This window comes from Afipia sp. OHSU_II-C1, from assembly GCF_000497575.1.
Lineage (GTDB): Bacteria > Pseudomonadota > Alphaproteobacteria > Rhizobiales > Xanthobacteraceae > Afipia.
In genome coordinates this window covers 360,298-379,981 of the sequence record NZ_APJI01000006.1, presented here as the reverse complement: position 1 = coordinate 379,981, position 19,684 = coordinate 360,298, and the positions used below count along the sequence as shown (strand labels likewise).

At 59.2% G+C, this 19,684-nt stretch carries 19 protein-coding genes; 14 read left to right on the top strand and 5 right to left on the bottom strand.

All coding sequences use genetic code 11. The features are described 5' to 3' along the window. Positions 1 to 7: 7 nt before the first annotated feature. The 12 genes from I554_RS0107050 to I554_RS0106995 all read left to right on the top strand — a co-directional run bounded on the left by I554_RS0107050 (position 8) and on the right by I554_RS0106995 (position 11,106). Positions 8 to 1,336 (top strand): MFS transporter, encoded by a 1,329-nt coding sequence (locus I554_RS0107050; RefSeq protein WP_006018727.1) that lies wholly within the window; start codon positions 8 to 10, stop codon positions 1,334 to 1,336. Positions 1,337 to 1,564: 228 nt separating this feature from the next. Further along, the gene (gene trbB, locus I554_RS0107045) at positions 1,565 to 2,479 is read left to right on the top strand and encodes a P-type conjugative transfer ATPase TrbB (protein WP_006018728.1); all 915 of its coding nucleotides are present in this window, start codon (positions 1,565 to 1,567) and stop codon (positions 2,477 to 2,479) included. Position 2,480: 1 nt separating this feature from the next. Further along, positions 2,481 to 2,804, top strand: coding sequence for a TrbC/VirB2 family protein (locus I554_RS0107040; protein ID WP_006018729.1), 324 nt, complete (start codon positions 2,481 to 2,483; stop codon positions 2,802 to 2,804). Continuing rightward, positions 2,804 to 3,067: a VirB3 family type IV secretion system protein gene (locus I554_RS0107035; protein ID WP_006018730.1), complete on the top strand. Its 264-nt coding sequence runs from the start codon at positions 2,804 to 2,806 to the stop codon at positions 3,065 to 3,067. The genes I554_RS0107040 and I554_RS0107035 overlap by 1 nt, the downstream gene beginning before the upstream one ends. Before the next feature lie 10 nt (positions 3,068 to 3,077). Next, on the top strand, positions 3,078 to 5,519 hold the full coding sequence (gene trbE / locus I554_RS0107030; RefSeq protein ID WP_006018731.1) for a conjugal transfer protein TrbE: 2,442 nt from the start codon (positions 3,078 to 3,080) through the stop codon (positions 5,517 to 5,519). After that, complete coding sequence (gene trbJ, locus I554_RS0107025) at positions 5,516 to 6,244, top strand: P-type conjugative transfer protein TrbJ (RefSeq protein WP_006018732.1); 729 nt, start codon at positions 5,516 to 5,518, stop codon at positions 6,242 to 6,244. Before trbE ends, trbJ begins: the two co-directional genes overlap by 4 nt. Next, entirely contained in the window at positions 6,244 to 6,615 is a 372-nt protein-coding gene (gene trbK-alt / locus I554_RS0107020) for a putative entry exclusion protein TrbK-alt (RefSeq protein WP_006018733.1), read from the top strand. Before trbJ ends, trbK-alt begins: the two co-directional genes overlap by 1 nt. Continuing rightward, positions 6,612 to 7,835, top strand: a complete 1,224-nt coding sequence (gene trbL / locus I554_RS0107015; RefSeq protein WP_006018734.1) for a P-type conjugative transfer protein TrbL — start codon at positions 6,612 to 6,614, stop codon at positions 7,833 to 7,835. The genes trbK-alt and trbL overlap by 4 nt, the downstream gene beginning before the upstream one ends. 100 nt (positions 7,836 to 7,935) lie before the next feature. Beyond that, positions 7,936 to 8,619, top strand: a complete 684-nt coding sequence (gene trbF / locus I554_RS0107010) for a conjugal transfer protein TrbF (RefSeq protein ID WP_006018735.1) — start codon at positions 7,936 to 7,938, stop codon at positions 8,617 to 8,619. Next, positions 8,616 to 9,650 (top strand): P-type conjugative transfer protein TrbG, encoded by a 1,035-nt coding sequence (gene trbG / locus I554_RS0107005; protein WP_006018736.1) that lies wholly within the window; start codon positions 8,616 to 8,618, stop codon positions 9,648 to 9,650. The genes trbF and trbG overlap by 4 nt, the downstream gene beginning before the upstream one ends. Further along, positions 9,647 to 10,858 (top strand): TrbI/VirB10 family protein, encoded by a 1,212-nt coding sequence (locus I554_RS0107000; RefSeq protein ID WP_006018737.1) that lies wholly within the window; start codon positions 9,647 to 9,649, stop codon positions 10,856 to 10,858. The genes trbG and I554_RS0107000 overlap by 4 nt, the downstream gene beginning before the upstream one ends. A gap of 8 nt (positions 10,859 to 10,866) precedes the next feature. Next, entirely contained in the window at positions 10,867 to 11,106 is a 240-nt protein-coding gene (locus I554_RS0106995; RefSeq protein WP_006018738.1) for a DUF2274 domain-containing protein, read from the top strand. Here I554_RS0106995 and I554_RS0106990 read toward each other — a convergent pair. The 5 genes from I554_RS0106990 to I554_RS0106965 all read right to left on the bottom strand — a co-directional run bounded on the left by I554_RS0106990 (position 11,079) and on the right by I554_RS0106965 (position 17,013). Then, the gene (locus I554_RS0106990) at positions 11,079 to 12,038 is read right to left on the bottom strand and encodes a LysR family transcriptional regulator (protein WP_237863168.1); all 960 of its coding nucleotides are present in this window, start codon (positions 12,036 to 12,038) and stop codon (positions 11,079 to 11,081) included. The genes I554_RS0106995 and I554_RS0106990 overlap by 28 nt on opposite strands. A 56-nt stretch (positions 12,039 to 12,094) precedes the next feature. Beyond that, the gene (locus I554_RS0106985; protein WP_006018740.1) at positions 12,095 to 12,724 is read right to left on the bottom strand and encodes an acyl-homoserine-lactone synthase; all 630 of its coding nucleotides are present in this window, start codon (positions 12,722 to 12,724) and stop codon (positions 12,095 to 12,097) included. Between the two features lie 81 nt (positions 12,725 to 12,805). Then, the gene (locus I554_RS0106980; protein ID WP_013500406.1) at positions 12,806 to 13,534 is read right to left on the bottom strand and encodes a LuxR family transcriptional regulator; all 729 of its coding nucleotides are present in this window, start codon (positions 13,532 to 13,534) and stop codon (positions 12,806 to 12,808) included. A gap of 330 nt (positions 13,535 to 13,864) precedes the next feature. After that, the gene (locus I554_RS0106975; protein WP_006018742.1) at positions 13,865 to 15,457 is read right to left on the bottom strand and encodes a GMC family oxidoreductase N-terminal domain-containing protein; all 1,593 of its coding nucleotides are present in this window, start codon (positions 15,455 to 15,457) and stop codon (positions 13,865 to 13,867) included. A gap of 308 nt (positions 15,458 to 15,765) precedes the next feature. Beyond that, positions 15,766 to 17,013 carry a CaiB/BaiF CoA-transferase family protein gene (locus tag I554_RS0106965; RefSeq protein ID WP_006018744.1) on the bottom strand — a complete coding sequence of 416 codons (1,248 nt, stop codon included), beginning with the start codon at positions 17,011 to 17,013 and terminating at the stop codon, positions 15,766 to 15,768. 187 nt (positions 17,014 to 17,200) lie between these two features. On the opposite strand from I554_RS0106965, the gene ugpC reads away from it, so the two are divergent. Both ugpC and I554_RS0106955 read left to right on the top strand, forming a co-directional pair. Further along, positions 17,201 to 18,361: a sn-glycerol-3-phosphate ABC transporter ATP-binding protein UgpC gene (gene ugpC / locus I554_RS0106960; protein ID WP_006018745.1), complete on the top strand. Its 1,161-nt coding sequence runs from the start codon at positions 17,201 to 17,203 to the stop codon at positions 18,359 to 18,361. Next, complete coding sequence (locus I554_RS0106955; RefSeq protein ID WP_006018746.1) at positions 18,321 to 19,682, top strand: extracellular solute-binding protein; 1,362 nt, start codon at positions 18,321 to 18,323, stop codon at positions 19,680 to 19,682. The genes ugpC and I554_RS0106955 overlap by 41 nt, the downstream gene beginning before the upstream one ends. Positions 19,683 to 19,684 lie beyond the last annotated feature (2 nt).

Sequence of the window (19,684 nt, the reverse complement as noted above, 5' to 3'; positions counted from 1 at the left end):
GGCCAGCATGCAAATTTCCGGGACATGGCGTCTCATCTCGCGCGTTTTTCTCCCGTTTGCTGCTGGATACTATCTTTCGTATCTGTATCGAACGATCAACGCTTTGATCGCCAGTCATCTCAGCTCGGATACCGCGCTCGGGACTGCCGACCTCGGGTTGCTTACGTCAGTCTATTTCCTGATATTCGCGGCGGCTCAGATCCCTGTCGGTATATTGTTGGATCGCTTTGGTCCGCGTCGCGTCCAGAGTGTTCTGCTCTTGCTAGCCGCAGCGGGCGCCGGACTCTTCGCGATATCGACCGGTTTCCTGTCGCTTTTGATCGCGCGTGCAATGATCGGGCTTGGCGTGGCGGCGGCGTTGACCGCAGGACTGAAGTCGATCGTCCTTTGGTTCCCCAGAGAACGAGTTGCCTTGCTTAACGGCTACATGATCATGCTGGGATCGCTAGGAGCGGTGACCGCTACGGTTCCCGTAGAATACCTACTCGCTTGGATGAGCTGGCGGCAGCTCTTTGAGATCCTAGCGGCGGCGACCGGCGCGACGGCCATTTTCATCTATGTCGTGGTTCCCGAGCGGGGCATTGTCCCATCAGCAGCCTGCGCCACTCTTAGCTCCGTTTTCAGCGATCGGCGCTTCTGGCGAATGGCCCCGTTGTCGGCGACTTGCGTCGGATCAGCCTGGTCTCTGCAGGGGCTGTGGGCATCACCGTGGCTGATCGACGTGGAGAGGCTTGATCGCACAAGTCTCGTCAGACAGCTGTTTACAATGTCCGTCGTACTAAGCGGCGGTGCCTGGTTGTTCGGTATGGCCGTCCATTACATCAAACGCAAAGGAATCGGAGCGGAGGCTATATTAGTGGTGGTTGCAGTGCTGTTCATCGCAGCCGATTCAGCCTTGATCTTGCGAGCGCCCCTGCCGTCCATCCTGCCCTGGTCGGTTGTCGCAATTGCCGGAACGGCAACCGTGGTCAGCTTCGCGGTAATAGCGGATTACTTTCCGCCGGAGCTTGCTGGTCGTGCCAACGGCGTCTTGAACGTCCTGCACTTTGGTTGGGCATTTCTGGCACAATACGCGACAGGCCTGATCCTGGAGCAATGGCACACGATCGATGGCCATAGGTCCGTCCAGGCCTATCAGGTCGCGTTCGGCCTCAACGTAGCGCTGCAGATCGCAGCCTTGGTCTGGTTCGCGCTGCCTTGGCGTAGAGTCTGCGCTTCATGGATGAGTTTAACTTCCCGCTCCACGCCAGCCTCTGTTTCCAATGGTGTCAAGTCGGTCGGCTTGTACGAGAATTCGCCCATCCTGATACCCGCGGACGACGGCGCGGAGTGGTGAGCGATAGCTCTTAGCGGACTGGTACGATTGAGCAGGAGTCCAATATCAGTTCTCAGTCTTCCTTTTTCTACGCCAGTCTACGATCACCGAAAGCGCTTGTTGCGCCAACTCCATAGGTGCTTTTTCTAATCATCCCATCTGAGGGCCCTTTGCGGACGCTCTCACTGGGTGGGGACGACGGTGCCAAGCCATTCCATTCAATCGGAAGCGAATTCGCGCGGCGCGCGCATGCTTCGTAGTGCGCTTGGCACAGCGATTGCCGGCTACCTCGAAGATGAAGCGATCATCGAGGTGATGCTCAATCCGGATGGGCGGTTGTGGATCGACAGGCTGTCGAGTGGCTTGATCGACACAGGCAAAACTCTCTCCGCAGCGGATGGCGAGCGCATTGTTCGCCTGGTAGCGCACCACGTAGGTGCGGAGGTGCATGCCGGGGCGCCACGGGTTTCGGCAGAACTGCCTGGAACTGGTGAGCGCTTCGAAGGCCTTTTGCCTCCGGTCGTTGCCGCCCCGGCCTTTGCTATCCGCAAGCCAGCGGTCGCGGTGTTTACCCTCGACGATTACGTCGCCAAGGAAATCATGACCTCGGAGCAGGCCGAGATCCTGAAGAGCGCGGTCGCCGCACGGAAGAACATCCTCGTCGCCGGGGGAACGTCGACCGGCAAGACGACTCTGACAAATGCGCTCCTGGCCGAAGTGGCAAAGACTGCCGATCGGGTCGTGCTGATCGAAGATACGCGCGAACTGCAGTGCACAGCGCCCAACCTTGTCGCTTTGCGTACCAACGATGGCGTGGCGACGCTATCGGACCTCGTTCGCTCCTCGCTGCGACTGCGTCCTGACCGTATTCCGGTCGGCGAGGTCCGCGGTGCCGAAGCCCTCGATCTGCTCAAGGCCTGGGGTACCGGGCATCCCGGTGGCATCGGGACCATTCATGCTGGTACCGCGCTCGGTGCCCTGCGGCGGCTTGAGCAACTCATTCAGGAAGCCGTCATCACGGTTCCGCGTGCCCTGATCGCCGAGACCATCAACGTTATCGCCGTGCTGGCGGGGCGTGGCGCTGATCGTCGCCTCGTTGAGCTCGCGCTCGTCCGGGGGCTTGGAGCTGCCGGCGACTACAGCCTTTCAACAGCAGGAGACTGACATGCGTCAGCAAATTCGTTTTCTTCGAGGTGCATCGGTGGCCGCCTTCGGCACGGTGCTTTTGGCGGCGGCGCCGGCATGGGCCGCTGGTTCGAATATGCCATGGGAGCAGCCGCTCAATCAGATCCTGCAATCGGTTGAAGGTCCGGTTGCCAAGATCATCGCGGTCATCATCATCGTCGTGACCGGGCTCACGCTCGCGTTCGGGGATTCGTCGGGTGGTTTCCGCCGGCTGATCCAGATCGTGTTCGGCCTGTCGATCGCATTTGCCGCCTCGAGCTTCTTCCTATCGTTCTTCTCCTTCGGCGGCGGCGTGGTGGTTTGATGGATGAACCGGTCACAGGTTTTGTCGTGCCCGTTCACCGCGCACTCACTGAGCCGATTCTGATGGGCGGCGCGCCGCGGTCCGTCGCGATCGTGAACGGCACGCTTGCTGCGGCCCTTGGACTTGGATTGCGGCTCTGGATCGCGGGTCTCATCCTCTGGTTCATCGGCCACATGGCCGCCGTCTGGGCCGCCAAGCGCGATCCCGCATTTGTCGATGTCGTGCGCCGACATCTGCGCATTCCCAGCCACCTCAACACCTGAGCGCTCCGCCATGATGAACCTTGCCGAATATCGTCATTCCAACGCGCGTCTCGCCGACTTCCTGCCCTGGGCAGCTCTCGTCGACGAGGGAATCATCCTGAACAAGGATGGTTCTTTCCAACGGACAGCAAAGTTCCGGGGACCTGACCTCGACAGCGCGGTGCCGGCCGAACTCGTTGCCGTCGCCGGTCGTCTGAACAACGCCTTGCGCCGCCTCGGATCCGGCTGGGCCGTGTTCGTTGAGGCGCAGCGTCATTCTGCGGGCGCTTATCCTCCAAACACCTTTCCGGATGTCGCGTCTGCGCTGGTCGATGCCGAACGCAGAGCGCAATTCGAGGAGGCAGGTGCCCACTACGAGTCCAGTTATTTCCTGACCTTCCTCTATCTGCCGCCGGAGGAGGGAGCGGCTAAGGCGGAGCGATTGCTCTATGAAGGTCGCGACCGCACCGTTGGAGCAGATGCCCGGGAGGTGTTGCGCGGCTTTATCGATCAAACCAACCGCGTGCTGCAACTCGTCGAAGGGTTCATGCCGGATTGCGCCTGGCTCGATGATCAGGCCACGCTGACCTATCTGCACTCGACGATCTCGACTAAGCGTCACCGCGTTCGCGTGCCCGAAATTCCCATGTACATCGATGCGCTTTTGGCCGACCAGCCACTGACCGGCGGGCTTGAGCCGATGCTGGGTTCAGCGAACGTGCGGGTCTTGACGATTGTCGGCTTTCCGGGCGCGACGACCCCGGGGGTCCTGGACGACCTGAATCGCCTGGCATTCTCGTATCGTTGGTCGACGCGCGCAATCATGCTCGACAAGACCGATGCCACCAAGCTGCTGACCAAGATTCGGCGGCAGTGGTTCGCCAAGCGAAAATCCATTGGCGCCATTCTCAAGGAGGTCATGACCAACGAGGCGTCGACGCTGCTCGATACCGACGCCCACAACAAGGCGATCGACGCCGACGCGGCGTTGCAGGAACTGGGGTCGGATCAGATCGGACAAGCCTTTGTTACGGCCACCCTCACTGTGTGGGACCGAGATCCCAACGCTGCCGATGAAAAGCTGAGGCTGGTCGAGAAGGTCATTCAGGGCCGCGATTTCACCTGCATGATCGAGACGGTGAACGCTGTCGAAGCCTGGCTCGGTAGCCTGCCGGGACATGTCTATGCGAATGTGCGGCAGCCACCGGTCTCGACGCTCAACCTCGCCCATATGATTCCGATGTCAGCCGTGTGGGCCGGTGAGGCGAGGGATCTGCACTTCAAGGCGCCGGCACTCCTGTTTGGCAAGACTGAGGGATCGACGCCCTTCCGATTCTCTCTCCACGTCGGCGACGTCGGCCACACCCTCGTGGTGGGCCCGACCGGCGCCGGAAAATCCGTTTTGCTGGCTCTGATGGCGTTGCAATTCCGCCGTTATCCGAACTCTCAGGTCTTTGCGTTCGACTTCGGCGGTTCAATTCGGGCGGCTGCGCTCGCCATGGGTGGCGACTGGCATGATCTCGGCGGTGCATTGTCAGACGGGGACGAAAACCCCGTCGCCCTGCAGCCGCTGGCCTGGATTGAGGATCCTTCCGAGCGCGGATGGGCGACGGAATGGATCGGCGCGATCCTGGCACGGGAAAAGGTCGAGATCACCCCGGAGGTCAAGGATCATCTGTGGTCGGCACTGACATCTCTCGCTTCGGCGCCGAGGGAGGAGCGGACCCTGACGGGCTTGTCAGTCCTGCTCCAATCGAACTCTCTGAAACGCGCCTTGCAACCTTATTGCCTCGGCGGACCTTCCGGGCGCTTGCTCGACGCCGAATTCGAGCGCCTTGGCGAAGCCTCGGTCCAGGCGTTTGAGACCGAAGGTTTGATTGGAACGGGTGCTGCGCCGGCCGTGCTGTCGTACCTCTTCCATCGCATCGGGGGCCGTCTCGACGGCCGGCCTACACTCCTTATTGTCGATGAAGGTTGGCTTGCCCTCGATGACGAGGATTTTGCGGGGCAACTCCGGGAATGGCTGAAGACGCTTCGGAAGAAGAACGCGTCCGTCATCTTCGCCACACAGTCGCTTTCTGACATTGATGGCTCCGCGATAGCACCGGCGATCATCGAAAGCTGCCCGACGCGCCTGTTGCTGCCGAACGAACGGGCGATCGAACCGCAGATCACCGCCATCTACCGCCGCTTCGGACTCAACGATCGCCAGATCGAACTTCTGAGCCGGGCAACGCCAAAGCGCGACTACTATTGCCAGTCTCGTCGCGGCAACCGGATGTTCGAACTTGGCCTTGGTGAGGTTGCGCTCGCCTTCACCGCAGCCTCTTCCAAGACAGACCAGGCAGCCATCGCGCAGCTCCTTGCCGAACATGGACCTGACGGCTTCGTGCCCGCCTGGCTCCAGCACCGCGGCGTCGCCTGGGCCCTCGACCTGATCCCCAACCTCGTCAATCTGGAGAAATCGCAATGAGACCTCTTGGCCTATTGGCGACCACGGCCGCCTTCGCGCTGCTGCTTGGCGTCACGGTGCCTGCACGGGCGCTGATCGTCTTTGACCCCACCAACTACGTCCAGAATGTCCTGACGGCCGCGCGGGAGCTCCAGCAGGTTAATAATCAGATCACCTCGTTGCAGAACGAGGCACAGATGCTGATCAATCAGGCAAGGAATTTGGCAAGCCTGCCGTATTCATCGCTGCAGCAACTGCAATCATCGATCCAGCGGACCCAGCAATTGCTGGCCCAGGCCCAGCGGATCGCCTACGACGTTCAGCAGATTGATCATGCCTTCTCGACAAGTTACGCGCCAGCGACCAGCAGCCAATCGAACCAGTTGCTGATCTCCAACGCTCAGTCACGTTGGCAGAATTCCTATGCCGCAACGCAAGACGCGCTTCGCGTCCAGGCGGGCATTGTTGGCAACCTCGACACCAATCGCATCCAGACATCCGCGCTCGTAACGTCAAGCCAGGGTGCCAGCGGCGCGCTGCAGGCAACGCAGGCTGGCAATCAGATTCTCGCGCTGAACGCGCAGCAGCTCGCCGACCTCACCGCCGTCGTGACGGCGCAAGGTCGGGCGCAGAGCCTTGAAGCGGCTCAGCGCGCCTCGGCCCAGGATCAGGGACGAGAACAGCTTCGTCGGTTCCTGACTCCGGGACAGGGCTATCAGTCATCCAACGTACAGATGTTCCACTGATGACGGACATAAGGGCATTCAAGGCGTTGTCGCTGCTTACGACAATCGGCGTGTTGGTCGTCACTGCCTGCACGATTCAGCTTCGCGGTGGTGACGAGCAGCCCGCGCTGCCGAAGGCCGCGCAGACGACAGATGCAACCAGCTCTGACCTCGCACGCTGCCGCAGCGTCACTGCGGAGGAAACGGCAGGTTATCAGCATTGCAGGCAGGTCTGGGCCGAAAACCGGCGACGCTTCTTGGCCAAGAAATCTGGTGCCGCGGTTCGTGGCCAAGAAGAACCCGCCGCTGCGTTGGCGCCGGCCCCAAAGGATCAGAGCCGGATCCCGCAGGGATATCTGCTACCGGCGACACCTGAGGCGAGCAAGCCATGACGGGTACGGGGATTATCGACCAATTCCTGGAAACGTTCACGCGATATATCGACAACGGCTTCGGCCTGCTCGGTAGCGACGTCGGCTATCTCGCAACGACCCTTGCCGCGATCGACATCACGCTTGCTGCGTTGTTCTGGAGTTGGGGGCCGGACGAAGACATCGTCGCGCGCCTCGTCAAGAAGACGCTCTTTGTAGGCGTCTTTGCCTATCTAATCGGTAATTGGAACAGTCTGGCACGCATCGTTTTCGAGAGCTTTGCCGGCCTTGGGCTAAAAGCATCAGGCGCAAGTCTCTCCGCGTCGGACTTCCTTCGGCCGGGAAAGATCGCTCAAGTCGGACTTGACGCTGGCCGACCGCTGCTCGATTCGATCTCCAATCTGATGGGCTACATCAGTTTCTTCGAGAATTTCGTCCAGATCGTCGTTCTCCTGTTTGCCTGGATCGTGGTGCTGCTCGCCTTCTTCATTCTGGCGATCCAACTCTTCGTCACCCTGATCGAGTTCAAACTCACGACGCTGGCCGGCTTCGTGCTCATTCCCTTTGGGTTGTTTGGCAAGACAGCCTTCGCGGCAGAGCGGGTCTTGGGCAACGTCATCTCTTCAGGGATCAAGGTCTTGGTCCTGGCCGCCATCGTCGGCATCGGCTCGACTTTGTTCTCGCAGTTCACCGCTGGCTTTGGTGGCAATCAGCCGACCATAGAAGACGCGATGACCCTGGTCCTTGCGGCGCTCTCCTTGCTTGGCCTGGGCATCTTCGGTCCTGGAATCGCCAACGGCCTGGTGTCGGGTGGGCCTCAGCTCGGTGCCGGTGCCGCGGTTGGAACAGGCCTTGCTGCCGGTGGCATTGTTGCGGCGGGCGCGGGTCTTGCCGCCGGCGGTGTTGGTCTCGCTGGCGGCGCGATTGCGGGCGCCGCGCGCGGTGGTGGCGCTGTCATAAGGGGAGCGTCAGCCGCCTATCGAAGCGGCGGCCTTGCTGGCGTCGCTGAGGCGGGCAGCTCGGCTGCCATGAGTCCATTGCGTCGTGCAGCGGCTGCCTTCGGGGGCGAGCAAGCTGGCGAGCAGGCCGCAAGCGCTTCGGCCGAAGGGCTGCCCGATTGGGCGCGCCGCATGAAGCGCGCCGAGACTATTCGGCATGGTGCCTCGGCTGCTGGTCACGTCCGCTCGGGCGATCATGGTGGCAGCGGCTCCTCCGTCGATTTGTCCGAAGGAGAGCGCTGAGACGCATCACCGCACTTTCGCCACCCGCCACGCGGCAGCGCCTCAAACCCAGACACTACACGGCTCAAAGCCGATCACTTGATCTCAGGGGCAATCATCAATGATCAAACGACCATTAGTTCACTACGGGCGCATGCCCGAACCGATCACGCCTTATCAAAAAGCAGCCCAAGTTTGGGACGAACGCATTGGATCCGCCCGCGTGCAAGCCAAAAACTGGCGGCTGATGGCGTTCGGTTGTCTCATACTGTCAGCCGGTCTCGCTGGTGGGTTGGTCTGGCAATCAAGCCATGGGTCGATCACGCCCTGGGTGGTCGAAGTCGACCATCTTGGCCAAGCCCAGAGGGTTGCGCCGGCCAACTTCGACTATCAACCGACTGATGCGCAGATCGCCTACCATCTGGCGCGCTTTATCGAGGATGTCAGAGGTCTGCCGGCCGACGGCATCGTTCTACGCCAAAACTGGCTCCGGGCCTATGATTTTACGACCGATCGCGGCGCCGCTGCGCTCAACGACTACGCGCGGAACAATGACCCCTTTGCCAAGCTCGGTAAGGCGCAAATCTCCGTCGACGTCTCGAGCGTCATTCGCGCGTCGTCGGAAAGCTTTCGGGTCGCATGGACCCAGCGCACCTATGACAACGGTTCGCTGAGCTCGACCGAACGCTGGACCGCAATTCTCACCATCGTGATCGAGATGCCCCGCGATGCCGAACGCCTGCGCAAGAATCCCCTTGGCGTTTACGTCCGCGCCATCAACTGGTCAAAGGAGTTGAGTCAGTGACCAAGACGCCGTTTGACGTTTATTCGAAGCGCCCCGCCCCGGACTGCGGGATCGGTCCCACTTGGCCCGCGTTCTTGACCGCGAAGCGAGCAGTTTTGTTTGCTCTCCTGCTTGGTTCCTCGGCGCTCGGTGGGTGCGCGACCTACATTCCTCCGGAGATCAGCTATGACGCCGAAGTGCCTCCGTTACCGGCTACGCCGGTGGCTCTCGACGACAGATCGCGACCGCTTCACATTCCACCCCTCTGGAAGCCGGCTCTCGGCGGCAAGTCGGGAGGGAAGGAAGACGCTGAACCTGTGAGCCGGGTTGAGACAGCAAATAGCGCGGCCCGGGTCGAACCGCGCAAGCGAGGGTATTTCAACGCAGCGCAAATCTACGCCTACAGTCCTGGGGCGCTCTATCAGATTTACGCCGCGCCGGGGCAGATCACGGATATCGCGCTCGAGGAAGGAGAACTTTTGACGGGATCAGGGCCGATCGCGGCCGGAGATACCGTACGCTGGGTCGTGGGCGATACCGAGAGCGGGAGCGGCGACACACGGCGCGTCCATATCCTGGTCAAGCCGACCCGAGCCTCGATCGAGACCAACCTGGTGGTCAATACTGACCGGCGCACCTACCTGATTGAGCTCCGCTCTCGCGAGCGGCCGTACATGCCATCCGTTGCTTGGTACTATCCTGAGACGGTACGCGAACGGTCGCGTTCAGCTGCTCTGAAGCCCGTTCTTCCGGACCCAGCGCAGCGTATCTCCCGCTATTCCATCGAAGGCGACAGTCCTCCCTGGCGGCCGCTAGCCGCATATGACGATGGCCGCAAGGTCTACGTCGAATTCCCGCTCGGCATCGTGCAGGGCGAAATGCCTCCGCTCTTTGTCATCGGCCCAGACGGCAAGACAGAACTCGTCAACTATCGCGCCTACGGCAATGTGTTGATCGTCGATCGGCTGTTTGCGGCCGCCGAACTCCGGCTCGGCGGTGAGCACCAGCAGAAGGTCAGGATTGTCAGGACCGACGGGAGACCGTCGTCATGAACACCCGGAATGAAAACGATCACGAGCAAGCAGTTCCGCCGGAGACACAAGCGGAGCAGTCCGAAAGTTTCCGCTTGAGAGCGGAGCATCCGCGCGTGACGCGGTTGTCGCGGAAGGTCTTGGCTGGCGGGAGCGCGGTTGCCCTGCTTGTTATCGGCGGAGCAGTGTTGTGGTCACTTCAGAGCAATCGTGCTCGAAATCAGGCGGCCGATGAGCTTTACAGCACCGACCATCACAATGTTGCCGACGGCATTACGACCCTGCCGAAGGACTATGCTGGCGTTCCGCGCCAGCCAATCCCGCAGCTTGGTCCGCCGCTCCCCGGTGACCTCGGTCGACCGATCCTTGCCGCTCAAGGCCAGTCGCCGACGAGCGGCGCTGATCCGGACCAGCAGCGCCGGGATCAGGAGACCGAAGCAGCCCGCATCAGTCATCTGTTCGCTTCGACCAATGGACGAGAAGTGCGTCCGTCCGCGACTGCGGCTGTTGGAAGCGAGCGGGTCGTGCCACCGAACGCAACGAGCACCGGCGACGATGGATCTGTGCAAAACGGTCAGGACCGGAAGCTTGCCTTCGTCAACGCCTCTGTGGACCGTCGCACGGTAAGCCCTGACCGCATCACCAGGCCGGCCTCACCGTATGTCGTGCAGGCTGGGACGGTCATTCCGGGTGCCCTGATCACCGGGATCCGATCAGACCTTCCGGGCCAGGTTACAGCGCAGGTAACCGAAAATGTTTTTGATACCCCGACCGGCCGCTTTCTGCTTGTGCCTCAGGGAGCGCGTCTGATCGGCATCTACGATAGCCAGGTCACTTTCGGCCAGTCCCGCGTCCTGCTCGTCTGGACCCGGCTGATCATGCCGAACGGACGTTCTATCGTTCTCGAGCGGCAGCCTGGCGTTGACGCTGCCGGGTATGCAGGCCTCGAAGACCAGGTCGACAATCACTGGGGTGAGCTGTTCAAGGCTGCGGCCCTATCGACGTTTCTGGCGGTCGGGACCGAACTGGGTGCCGGCTCGGACACCAACAGCAACGACAGCGCAATTATCCAGGCCTTGCGACACGGCGCCTCGGACTCACTGAATCAAACCGGACAACAGGTGGTTCGGCGCAGTCTCAACATCCAGCCGACCCTGACGATCCGCCCGGGTTTTCCGGTTCGTGTCATCGTCAACCGGGATCTCCGCCTCGAGCCTTACACAGGATGACAACCTCAATGACGAAGCTGAAGATCGCCGCCGTCCCAGACGACAAGCCGGTGAAGGTGACCGCGGAGTTGCCTGCATCCGTCCACCGGGACCTTGCTGCGTACGCGGAGGCAATCGCGCGTGAAACGGGTCAGCGCGCCGATCCAACAAAATTGATCGCGCCGATGCTGGCGCGGTTCATGGCGGCTGACCGAGGATTCGCCCGTCTACGACGCGCGTGTCAATCGCCGAGAGATGGGGAGGAATAGCGCTCCGCCAGCATTTCGAGAAAGCGGTTGAGGGCTGGATTCTCGTTGTCAGCGCACCAGTGTGCAGAAAAGCCGATATGGCTTGATCCTGTCCCGTCCCGTAGTTCGCGATATTTCAGTCCGGCGAAACTCGCGCCCATATCGGACTCCATGACGAGGCTAATGCCTAGTTTCATACTGACGAGACCCTTGATCATGCTTCGGCTGACGTCGTGTCGGTCGATCTTGGGCCGATCGTCCGTAGATACAAATTTCGATATGATGAGATCTTCAAACTCGCGGCTGGAATCGTGATGGCTTAGTAGTACGGTTTCGTCGCGAAGATCGGTCCAATAAACCGCGTCGCGCGCCGCCAAAGGGTGATCCTCAGGCAATGCAACGAGGACGCGTTCGCTCCAGACCCTGAGCGTCTTGTTGTCCGATGATGGCGTGTCGCTCGTAACGATGAGAACGTCGAGTGTTCCGCTCCGGAGCGCGTTCATAAGCAAAGTGCGCGGCCGTTCGGCTATAGCGAGTTCGATCCGAGGAAATCTCGTTCTAAAGTCGAGGAGGGTAGTCCGCAGATTGCCTGCTGAAATCGACGTGCAGAAGCCGACCGAAAGGTGGCCAGTTTCGCCACGACCAATTGATCTGCCGGTTGCAACGAGTGTATCAACCTGCTCCAGCACCATTCTTGCGATCCGCACGACTACTTTACCAGCAAGTGTTGGCTGGACTCCCGCGGTCGACCGCTCAAACAAGCTGGTCCCGACTAGGCGCTCGAGTTGGCCAATGGAGCGGCTCACGACAGAATGTGGAATGGAAAGTAATTCAGCGGCTTGCCGAAGACTTCCACAGTCGTTGGCAACGACTGCAAACCGAAGCAGGCGCAGGCCGATGACGGGCATTCCGGTCGTGCGCTGCTGGTTGTCAATGTTGTTGATTTCCATCATGCCTGTAGCCCGTCAGTAGGCGAAACTGCGTCCCAGGGGTCCGCTGTGCGACCGTTCTAGGCGACGCGCAATACAGGCGCCCAGAGCACTGGCCCGGAAAGTCCGCCTGCCCCACGGAGTTTCGCGAGCGCCGCACTGGAGATATCCAGATATCCAGCGACGGCGAGAGTGTTCCCAATCTTAGAGGGAGCGCCGATTCGACGTAGCGGCCACCCAGCGCGCCGCAGGATCCTTTCCATTCGGGCGTCGGTAACGGTAACAATATCGCTCAGATGCCGCGAAAGCCCAAATTCCACCATGCCAGCAAACAACTCGTAGGTGGCACAAGCTATTCCGTGTTCTCCTTTTGGTGTGTCGAGTCTAGCGTCGATCGCAAAGCGGCTGCTTTCCCATATCTGCGGACTCATGGGCATCGGCTGACCATTCAGAAGCGCGGGAAATGTGTCGCGGAGCATCGTCGGTCCCTTGGTTGGAAGCAGGCGGACGCAGCCTTGTACCCGGCCGTCGTCCGAGAGTTGGGCGAGGTATGCCGGATGCAACGAGTCGAACTTGTCAACTTCCATGTCGCCGCTAATTTGAACGTCCCAGTCCATCCGGACCTTGAAGACGCGATGTCGTAGTTGGTGTATTGCAAAGAGCGTATGGGAGAATTCGCCGTACCAAGGCTCCGTGATGAGCTGAATCATGACATCCTCCAAGGTTGCCATGATTCTTTGAGGCGAAGTTACGCTAAGAAGCATCACCCCTAGTTGTGGGAGGAGTTCGCCTTAGTTTTGCTGTTCTCGTTTGGCAGCGGCCACGCGTAGTGCCGCTTGAACAACGGTTCGCACTCCCAATTTTGCTTTCGCGTTGTTCAGGTAAGAGATAGCAGTGTGATGCGATATTCCCAGAATGCGTCCGATGTCCCAAGCGCTCTTGCCGCGGGCGGCCCACTCCAGACATTCGAACTCGCGGGCGGACAAAGCTGCTCCATCAACACGAAGATCGCTCGCGAGTTTGCGGCGAACGTGTGAGTGGAAGAACATCGCCATCAACTGAAGCATTCGAGGGTTCGACGTGACGAAGCGTTCGAATTGAGCTTCCCGTTGGTTGCCGGCAAAGGTGACGGCGGCAACGGGGCCGTGTCCGTCATGGATAGGAACGGTGAATCCTAGCCGAATGCCATATTGGGAGGCTTCGTCCAGCAACCGCTTCTGTGCCGGCGAAAGATATCGTTCGGTCGATCCGATTCCCCAGCGAAACGGCTCGGTGTCCCGTAGCGCCTGCATGATAACCGGATCGATCCGTTCGTAGTGGCTCCTTAGGTAGTGTGAAGTCCACTCCTTTGGGTATGTCGACATAAGACGGGGTGTCCCATCGAGCTTTTGCGGTAGCGCGAGGTACGCAAAGCAAGACAGGTCGAGAGCCGCGGCTGTGACGGCCATGGCTCCCGAAAGCTCTGCTTGATCTTCAGCGCTCGAAAGATGATCAATGAAGTCTTGAAATATGCGATGCATGTCGAGCTAGGTTAGGTGGCGTCGGTACTTGATCTCCGGCACGGCTGTCCCGGTTAAACCTTCCTTATCGAACGGTCAGAGCAGCACGGACATCGTTGACGATTGCGGGTGATGTCCAAAAGGGTACTCAAATCCATAAAAGAAGCCCGGGACCCGTCATCGGACCCCGGGCAGTCTAGGGAGGACGCCCTCAGGCGCTTGCTGCCATTTACTGACACCTTCGCGTCAGACCGCCGACAACGAGCGGGACCACGGGAAATCAAGCGATGGCCTGTGCGATGAAAGGCAGGGTTTCAGATTGTTCCTGCCATTGAGGGAGAGAACATTGGGTCACTTCCCGGCAATCAACTCTGCAGCTTTCTCCGCCATAGCCATGATCGGCAGATTGGTGTTTCCGCTGATCACGGTCGGCATAAGTGAACCGTCGATAACGCGTAGATTGTCGATGCCCCGAACCCGAAGCTTGCTATCGACCACGGCGTCGCGATCCTCACCCATGCGACATGTTCCGACCGGGTGGTAGATCGTTTCTGCGCGGGCTCGTATCCACTTTTTGCGGGATTCCGTGCTGGTAAACGGATCGATATCGAGTTTGCGCTTAATGTGTTTTCGGAGCGCCGGCTGATCGATGATCTCGCACATCTGCCGAACGCCTTCTTGCATGCTGACGAAATCACTTTCATCGGATAGAAAGCGGGGGTCGATCGCCGGCGCGACGAAGGGATCGGCCGACCGCAGGCGCAGCGTTCCACGACTCTTCGGACGAAGCTGGCATACGCGAATGGCAAAGCCGTGCGGGACGCGCTCGCCCTGCGGCGGGTTTCGCAGCGCGACGATGAGATGAGCCTGCCACTCAGGCCACGATGAGGTTTTATCGGGCCCCCAGAAGGCTCCGGCTTCGACCCCCTGTGAGGTGCCGGGCCCCGTGCCTCGGAGCATATATTGTGCGCCGGCCAAGGCACCTCTGAACAATCCGATGTACGGCGTCAGTGTGATCGGCTGCGACGCCTCCAATCGAATTGCGCAATCCAAATGATCTTGCAGATTGCTTCCAACGCCGGCGGAATCGAGCACCGGCTTGATGCCGAGTGAACGGAGGTGATCGGCCGGTCCAATTCCTGACAGCATCAGTAATTGCGGCGAACCAATGGCCCCGGAAGTCAGCAAGACTTCTCGTTCGGCCGAAACGGTGACCTCACGCCCGTTGTGGTCAATGACAACACCCCGAACGCGCGTGCCTTCGACCGCGAGGCGCCGAACCTGAGTGTTGGCCATGATGGTCAGATTGCTTCGTCCTTTCCCCTGGTCGAGAAACTTGAAAGCACCTGAACGCTTGCCGTCTGAAATCGTAAGTTCGTAGAAGCCTGCGCCCATCTGAGACGGACCATTGAAGCCGTTGTTCTCGGGGAGGCCTGCCGACTTGGCGCTCTCAATAAATGCCTTCGAGATTGGATGCTGCAACACGCCATAAGAAAGTCGGATCGGACCCGAATAACCTCGGTCCTGATCGGGCTGGGACGTTACCTGGGCGGCGTCCTCGATTTTTCTAAGGTAGGGGCGGAGGTTTTCGTACCCCCACCCACGACAGCCTTGCGCTTCCCATGAGTCGTAATCCTGAGGATTTCCCCGGATCGCAATCATGGAGTTGATGGCGGACGACCCTCCCACCACCTTGCCACGGGGAATATAGATCTTGCGATTGTTGAGTTCGGTCTGCGGTTCGGTCCAAAATTGCCAGTTATGCTTCGGACTCGTGTAGAGCACGCGAATGCCCGCCGGCATGTGAACGAAGATTGAAGAAGAGGGACGTCCGGCCTCGAGCAGCAACACCTTGACGTTGGGATCTTCGCTCAATCGAGCGGCGAGCACGCATCCTGCCGATCCTGCGCCGACAACGATATAATCGTATTTCGAGAGCTTCATCCTCCGTCCCCTATTTCAAAAGCCGACGATCGGTTCGTTTTTGCGACCAGTTTCGCCAAGGTCAGGCCTTCCCGACTTGCAAAAGCCATCGCCAAACTATAATTGGTCCTACCAATCAGGTCGATCCAATTATAGCGACGAAGGCCTGGTAGTCAACGGAGAGCTCGTCTCATGTTTCAATACCGGAGGATCGTGGCCGCGTTCCTGCTCCTCGGCGCAGGGCTCGCCGTTTTGCTGCTCGCTCCTGCCAAACCTGCCATCCAGCCGGACCAAGAGACGATTCGACGAGTGATATGGGCTCTTGGCCCCTAGCCGACTTCGGGACGTCCGATATCGATGATCCGTCGCTCACTTAGATCTTGGATGGCCGCCGAGTCGTACTTCAGTATCGACTTGAGGATGTTTGCAGTATCCTCGCCTCGCCGCGGCGGTCCTTTGGCATATTCGATCTTCGTTCCGGAAAACTTTATCGGATTGGCGACGAGAGGGGCTGTTGTTCCGGAAGAATGAGGAAGATTGACCTGCATCTCCCGATGGATAACCTGAGGGTGAGCGAACACCTGATCCAGCCGGTTGATCGGTGCGCAAGGCACGCCCACGGGCTCCAGAATGGAAATCCAATGCTGGGTCGTCTGCTGTATCAGATGCGCATCGAGTAGGGGGATGAGTTGATCACGATTCTTAAGCCGGTCGGTGTTAGTGACGAAACGGCTATCGGTTGCCAGGCCGCTTAAACCAGTAGCTGCACAGAACTTCCGGAATTGCTGATCATTACCAACGGCGAGCACGAAGGAACCGTCGCTGGTTCTGAAGACCTGATATGGAACGATGTTTGGATGCGCGTTGCCGAACCGTTTCGGCGGCGTGCCGGTCGTGAGGAAATTCAAATTTTGGTTGGCGAGAACCGCGACCTGGACGTCCAGCAGTGCCATGTCGATATGCTGTCCTTCTCCGGTGCGTTCGCGATGCAGTAATGCGGAGATGACGCCGGCGGCGCTATACATGCCAGTGAGAATATCGACGATCGGAACCCCGACCTTCTGCGGACCCCCGCCTGGCTTGTCATCACTCTCTCCGGTAATGCTCATCAGGCCGCCGATGGCCTGAATGGCCATATCGTATCCTGCGACGTCCTTCATCGGGCCGGTCTGGCCATAGCCGGTGATGGAACAGTAAATGATGTCAGGCTTGACCCTTTTAAGCGCCTCGTAGTCGAGGCCGTAACGCGCCATGTCGCCGACCTTGTAGTTCTCGATCACGAGATCGGCTTGCTGGGCAAGTGCGCGCACAATGGCGCTACCCTCGTCAGTCGATATATCGACGCATATCGAATGCTTGCCGCGATTGGCGCTCAGGAAATACGCGCTTTCGGTCGTATCAATTCCACCGTCTTTCCGCAGAAAGGGCGGGCCCCACTGCCGCGTATCGTCGCCGGTGCCAGGGCGTTCGATCTTCCAAACCTCGGCTCCTAGATCAGACAGCAACTGCGCTAACCAAGGCCCCGCGAGGATTCTCGAAAGATCCAGCACTCGATAACCTGCCAACGGTCCAGCCATCACGCTTCCTTGAAGTCTGCGGGTCAAATAGCCGCGCGCCGTGCGAGGCCGCACTAACTATATGTGGAGCGACCAGATTGGTCAAACCAAATGCTGCTTGACACCGCGCATCACGCGACATACGGTCCTGCCAAATTGGTTTAACCAATTAATGAAAATACCGGGAAGAACGTGAAGGTCTGGCTGTATGGCGCGAGTAACTCTCCAGAATGTCGCGAAATCCTTTGGAGGAGATCGAGGGCCATGGGCCGTTCAGGACTTTTCGTTGGATATTGCCGATGGCGAACTGGTCGTGTTCGTCGGCCCGTCCGGCTGCGGCAAGTCCACGACGTTGCGAATGCTCGCCGGTCTAGATGACGTCACATTCGGCAAGATTCTGATCGACGGAAGGGACGTCACCGCGCTTCCGCCGAAAGATCGCAACATTGCGATGGTTTTTCAGAACTACGCTCTCTATCCACAGAAGACGGTCTTCGAAAACATGGCCTTCGGCCTTCGGGTCCGTAGGACGCCACAGCAGGAGATCGATCGTCGGGTGCGCAGCGCGGCATCAAGTCTCGGATTGGAGGCCCTGCTGGAGCGCAAGCCACGCCAATTGTCGGGTGGTCAGATGCAGCGCGTAGCGCTTGGTCGCGCGTTAGTCAGAGATCCCGACGTATTCCTCCTCGACGAACCCCTCTCGAACCTTGATGCGAAGCTGCGGGTCCGGACGCGAGAAGAGATTGCGACGCTACACGCCCGATTGGGCGCGACGATGATATTTGTTACCCACGATCAGGTCGAGGCCATGACGCTCGGCGATCGTATCGTGATCATGCGTGACGGATTCATCCAACAGGCGGGCAGTCCGCTTGACCTTTATGATCGGCCCGCGAACGCCTTCGTGGCGACTTTCATCGGGTCTCCAGAGATGAACCTGATTGATGGCGGGTTGATGCGCGACGGGGGCGCGCTCGTAATGCGCTCCGGCGGTTTGAGCGTCAACTTGCCTGCCCAGTCATTCTCCGAAGCGGAAAGGGATGTCACGCTTGGCATTAGGCCCGAGCACATCGAGCGCGCGGAAACCTCCACGGCTTTTGAGCTGGTAGTCGGCTTGGTCGAGCAAATCGGCGCGCAAACCTATGTGCTGGGTAAGATCGATGGCAACAAAATCCGCGCGGTATTTGCTCGGGACGATGCGCTGAGGGCGGGCGACCGAATTTTTGTGAATTTGTCTCAAGAGAAGTTGCACCTGTTCTCGCGCGAGAGCGGCAAGACACTGAGGCGGACCTCGACGAAAGGCGAAAATGGCAACGGGAGAGAACTTCATGGACAAGCTCAGCTTAGGCGCGCCGAGTTCCAAGGCTAACGTGAGCGACATCGATCGGCGGCGTTTTCTCAAAACGACGGCTGGTGCAGCGGCTGGCATCGCGGGCTCACTTTCCGCGCCCTATGTCAACGCACAGTCCGGGGTAACGCTTCGCATTTTGAACGCTGAAACGACTGCTGCGAGCCAATCGGCCTTGCGCGATGCGTGCAATGAATACGAGAGCAAGTTCGGCGTAAAAATCGTCGTCGACTCGACGCCGATTAGTGGTGGTTATGCGAAGTCGATGGCGGCCATCAATGCTGGCGCTCCTTACGATATCGCCACGGCGGGATACATTGCGCACATCTTGCAATACGCGATGGCGGGTCACATCGTGCCGTTGACGGATCTTGTCAAAAAATATTCGTGGGGGAAGCAGGGAACCTGGTCATATAAGGGAGAAAATTGGTTCTATCCCTATGACTACAATTTGGTGACGGTTTTCTACAGAAAAGATCTGTATCAGGAGAAGGGCCTGAAGGTTCCCAACACATGGGCCGAGTTCCTTGAGAATTGCCGGGCGCTGACTGTCGCGAAGGATGGCAACATAGAGCGAGGGGGGTGCGTCATACCGCTCGCGAGTGACAGTGCCACCAACTGGGCGAGCTTCGGCAACTTGTTTGCAGACGCGCCGAAGTTTTATGACGACAAGTGGAACGTCGTTCTCGATGCGCCGGGGAATGCCGGACCGACCGGCCGTTTTCTCGATCTATATGCCGATCTTTATAAAACGATGCCGGCTGGCATGAACACGGTCAGCTATGCTGAGCTGATGAGTCTTTTCGCGACGGGAAAGGTTGCGCATACCGTCTATTCGGGCCGCGTAGTCGAGGCGCTGGAAGCTCGCAATCCGGACCTCGCAAACAAGTATGGTATTTTCGCTTCTCCAGACAGTGCTGGTAAGCAGAACGCACTGTCCTTCGCCTTCGATGGCTTTATTCTTTACAAGACTAAGCAGACTGAGGCGGCCTTTAAGTTTCTACAATGGTTTATTGACGCGCACTATATTCGCTGGCTGCACTCCGCCTGGATGAATTTCCAACCGGCGCGATTGGACATTTACGAAGATCCACGGTGGAAAAATCATCCGATGATTCAGAAGCATTGGGCGACGATGGAGCAGATGAAGTCGTTCATTGATGAAGACAGCAAGACGGTTCTTAACTCAATAGATATGACGGGTCCGTCGTTTGATCTGCGACCGTGCAAGGTCTTTGATGCGAACATTATGCCGGAGATGCTGCAAAATCGGGTTCTTAAGAACATGTCGTCAAGCGACTGCGTGAAAGCCGCCGCCGATCGAATCCGAAAAATTGGCTGAGC